This is a genomic window from Bradyrhizobium sp. PRIMUS42, from assembly GCF_023006515.1.
GTDB lineage: Bacteria > Pseudomonadota > Alphaproteobacteria > Rhizobiales > Xanthobacteraceae > Bradyrhizobium.
Genome location: NZ_JALBGZ010000728.1, coordinates 1 through 3,058, shown reverse-complemented (window position 1 = coordinate 3,058; position 3,058 = coordinate 1). Strand labels below are relative to the sequence as shown.

General features: G+C 64.6%; 4 protein-coding genes and 2 pseudogenes. 4 read left to right on the top strand and 2 right to left on the bottom strand.

Annotated features, from left to right (window positions below; genetic code table 11):
• From MOV75_RS32645 to MOV75_RS32635, 3 genes and pseudogenes are all read left to right on the top strand, one after another.
• A pseudogene (locus MOV75_RS32645) lies at positions 1-362 on the top strand (heme transporter HemC); the annotation flags it as partial.
• Positions 359-541 carry a heme exporter protein CcmD gene (gene ccmD, locus MOV75_RS32640; protein ID WP_246930561.1) on the top strand — a complete coding sequence of 61 codons (183 nt, stop codon included), beginning with the start codon at positions 359-361 and terminating at the stop codon, positions 539-541. The pseudogene MOV75_RS32645 and the gene ccmD, both read left to right, overlap by 4 nt.
• Positions 538-1,131: a DsbE family thiol:disulfide interchange protein gene (locus MOV75_RS32635; protein WP_246930559.1), complete on the top strand. Its 594-nt coding sequence runs from the start codon at positions 538-540 to the stop codon at positions 1,129-1,131. Before ccmD ends, MOV75_RS32635 begins: the two co-directional genes overlap by 4 nt.
• A 135-nt stretch (positions 1,132-1,266) precedes the next feature.
• Here MOV75_RS32635 and MOV75_RS32630 read toward each other — a convergent pair whose 3' ends face one another.
• Together MOV75_RS32630 and ftsY are read right to left on the bottom strand one after the other, a co-directional pair.
• A complete protein-coding gene (locus MOV75_RS32630; RefSeq protein WP_247007381.1) occupies positions 1,267-1,869 on the bottom strand; it encodes a septation protein A in 603 nt (200 codons plus the stop codon).
• 3 nt (positions 1,870-1,872) lie between these two features.
• Positions 1,873-2,820 (bottom strand): signal recognition particle-docking protein FtsY, encoded by a 948-nt coding sequence (ftsY, locus tag MOV75_RS32625; protein ID WP_246930555.1) that lies wholly within the window; start codon positions 2,818-2,820, stop codon positions 1,873-1,875.
• A 61-nt stretch (positions 2,821-2,881) separates the two neighbouring features.
• Between ftsY and MOV75_RS32620 the strand changes: the two are divergent.
• Positions 2,882-3,058 (top strand): annotated as a pseudogene (locus MOV75_RS32620) (RNA pseudouridine synthase); the annotation flags it as partial.

Genomic DNA, 3,058 nt, shown 5'->3' with positions numbered 1-3,058 from the left:
CGGTCGACGGTCCCTCGCGCGCGGCGCGCGCCGCCGCGGTGCTGACCCTGGTCGGCGCGATCAACCTGCCGATCATCAAATTCTCCGTGGACTGGTGGAACACGCTGCACCAGCCGGCTTCGGTGATGCGCATGGGCGGCTCGGCGCTGGACAAATCGTTCCTGATTCCGCTGCTGGTGATGGCGATCGCCTTCACGCTGCTGTTCGTCACGCTGCACCTGGCGGCGATGCGCAACGAGATCCTGCGCCGCCGCGTCCGTTCCCTGCAGATGATGCAGGCGAGCCGTGTGGCGTTCTCGAGCGAAGCGGGCACCGGTTCGCGCGGACAAAACGCGTCGAAAGAAGTTGGGGCCGCAGGATGATGTCGCTCGGTCCTTATGCATCCTTCATCGTGACATCCTACGCCGCAGCGGCCGTCGTGGTCGCGATCCTGATCGGCTGGATCGTGCTCGACCATCGCAACCAGACGCAGCGCCTGCGCGAGCTCGACCGCAGCGGCATCACCCGCCGCTCCGGTCGCAGCGCCATGGACGCGTCATGAGCGAACAATCGACCTCCGCACCGCCGCAGCGCCGCACCTTCCTGATGGTGCTGCCGCTGATCGCCTTCATTGGCCTTGCGCTGCTGTTCTGGTTCCGGCTCGGCAGCGGCGATCCCTCGCGGATTCCCTCCGCGCTGATCGGCCGCCCCGCGCCGCAGACCGTGCTGCCGCCGCTCGAGGGATTGCAGGCTGACAATGCGCCGGTGCCGGGGCTCGATCCCGCCGCGTTCAAGGGCAAGGTCAGTCTCGTCAATGTCTGGGCGTCCTGGTGCGTGCCTTGTCATGACGAAGCACCGCTCCTGACCGAACTGGCAAAAGACAAGCGCTTCCAGCTGGTCGGCATCAATTACAAGGACGCGGCCGACAATGCGCGCCGCTTCCTCGGCCGCTACGGCAACCCGTTCGGCCGCGTCGGCGTGGACGCCAACGGCCGCGCCTCGATCGAATGGGGCGTCTACGGCGTTCCCGAGACCTTCGTCGTCGGGCGCGAAGGCACCATCGTCTACAAGCTGGTCGGCCCGGTCACGCCGGACAATCTGCGGACGGTGTTGTTGCCGCAGATGGAGAAGGCATTGAAGGCGGGATCTTAGCCAAGACCGTCATTGCGAGGAGCCCGCGACAAAATTGCGTAGCAATTTTGCGCTGATGCGACGAAGCAATCCAGAATCCCTCCGCGGAAAGATTCTGGATTGCTTCGCTTCGCTCGCAATGACGAGTGGGGAGACTTACCCCTTCCGTACATCCCCCGCCTCGGCCTCGCTTGCCTCCAGCGACACCGGATCGAGGTGATAGCGCTTGGTCAGCGGCATCTGGGCGATGGCGAAGATCATCGTGATCGGCGTCACGCCGAACACCTTGAAGTTGACCCAGAAGTCCGTGCTTTGCGTACGCCAGACGATCTCGTTCAGCACCGCCATGCCGGCGAAGAACAGCGCCCAGCGCAGCGTGAGGATGCGCCAGCCCTGCGGCGTCAAATTGAACATCTGGTCGAACATCACGGCGATGAAGGAGCGGCCGAACAAAAGGCCACCGCCGAGGATCGCGGCGAACAGGCCGTAGATGATGGTCGGCTTGACCTTGATGAAGGTCTCGTCGTGCAGCACCAGCGTCAGCGTGCCGAACACCAGCACGATCACGCCTGTGACGATCGCCATGATCGGGATGTGACGCGTCACCACATAGGACGCCGCCATCGCCGCTACGATCGTGACCATGAAGGCGCCGGTGGCCGCGAACAGATTGAACTTGGCGTTGACGAAGAAGAACACGAGCAGCGGACCGAGCTCGGTCGCCAGCTTGAACAGCGGATGCGGCTGGGTCTTGTCCATTCGTCAGCTTTCGATTCCGGCTATGGCACGGGCGAAATCGCGCGCGGTGAACGGCGCGAGATCGTCGACGCCTTCGCCGACGCCGATGAAATGCACCGGCAGTTTGAATTTTTCGGCGAGCGCTACCAGGATGCCGCCGCGCGCAGTGCCGTCGAGCTTGGTCATCACGAGGCCGGTGACCCCCGCGGTGCGATGGAAGGCCTCGACCTGCGACAGCGCATTCTGGCCGACGGTGGCGTCGAGCACCAGCAGCACGGCATGCGGCGCAGTGTCATCCACCTTGCGGATCACGCGCACGACCTTTTCGAGCTCGTTCATCAGCTCGGCCTTGTTTTGCAAGCGACCGGCGGTGTCGATCAGGAGCACGTCGACGTTTTGCTCCTTCGCGGCGGTGAGCGCGTTGAAGGCGAGGCTCGCCGAATCCGAGCCCTGCGCCCCGGCGATGACCGGTGTCTTCGTGCGTTCGCCCCAGACCTTCAGCTGTTCGATCGCGGCTGCGCGAAACGTGTCACCGGCGGCCAGCATCACCTTGCGGCCTTCGGATGCGAATTTTTGCGAGAGTTTTCCGATGGTGGTGGTCTTGCCGGAGCCGTTGACCCCGACCACCAGAATCACGAACGGCTTCCTGGCGGTGTCGATCTCGAGCGGCCTCGCCACCGGCGCCAGCACCTTCTCGACCTCGGTCGCGACGACATCCTTCACCTCGTCCGCCGAGATCGCCTTGTCGTAGCGGCCGGTGCCGACCGCGTCGGCAATCCGGACCGCAACGGAAGTGCCGAGATCGGCGCGCAGCAGCACGTCCTCGATGTCATCGAGCATGGCGCGGTCGAGCTTGCGCTTGGTGACGAGGTCGGCGACCGCGGTCCCGAGTGAGGACGAGGTGCGCTTCAGCCCGTTGGACAGGCGGCGCCACCAGCTCAGCTTGGGGGGATCTGACGTGGTATCGTTCATGGTGGCGGTGTGTTAGCCGTTCCCGCCGTTAAACGAAAGACTTGACCCGAAGGTCCTGCAATTGCTCGATGTTCCCGAATTGACAGCCGATGAGATCCTGGCCCGCGTGCTCCATCGCGACGGCTTGATGCTGATCATCGACAAGCCGTCGGGCCTGCCGGTGCATCGCGGCCCCAAGGGCGGCGCCAATCTGGAGGCCTCGTTCGACGCGCTGCGTTTCGGCCTGCCGCGACCGCCG

Bases quoted from the DNA above. Each gene is read 5' to 3' on its own strand.
- ccmD (WP_246930561.1), top strand. From the start codon at position 359: ATGATGTCGCTCGGTCCTTATGCATCCTTCATCGTGACATCCTACGCC.
- MOV75_RS32635 (WP_246930559.1), top strand. From the start codon at position 538: ATGAGCGAACAATCGACCTCCGCACCGCCGCAGCGCCGCACCTTCCTG.
- MOV75_RS32630 (WP_247007381.1), bottom strand. From the start codon at position 1,869: ATGGACAAGACCCAGCCGCATCCGCTGTTCAAGCTGGCGACCGAGCTC.
- ftsY (WP_246930555.1), bottom strand. From the start codon at position 2,820: ATGAACGATACCACGTCAGATCCCCCCAAGCTGAGCTGGTGGCGCCGC.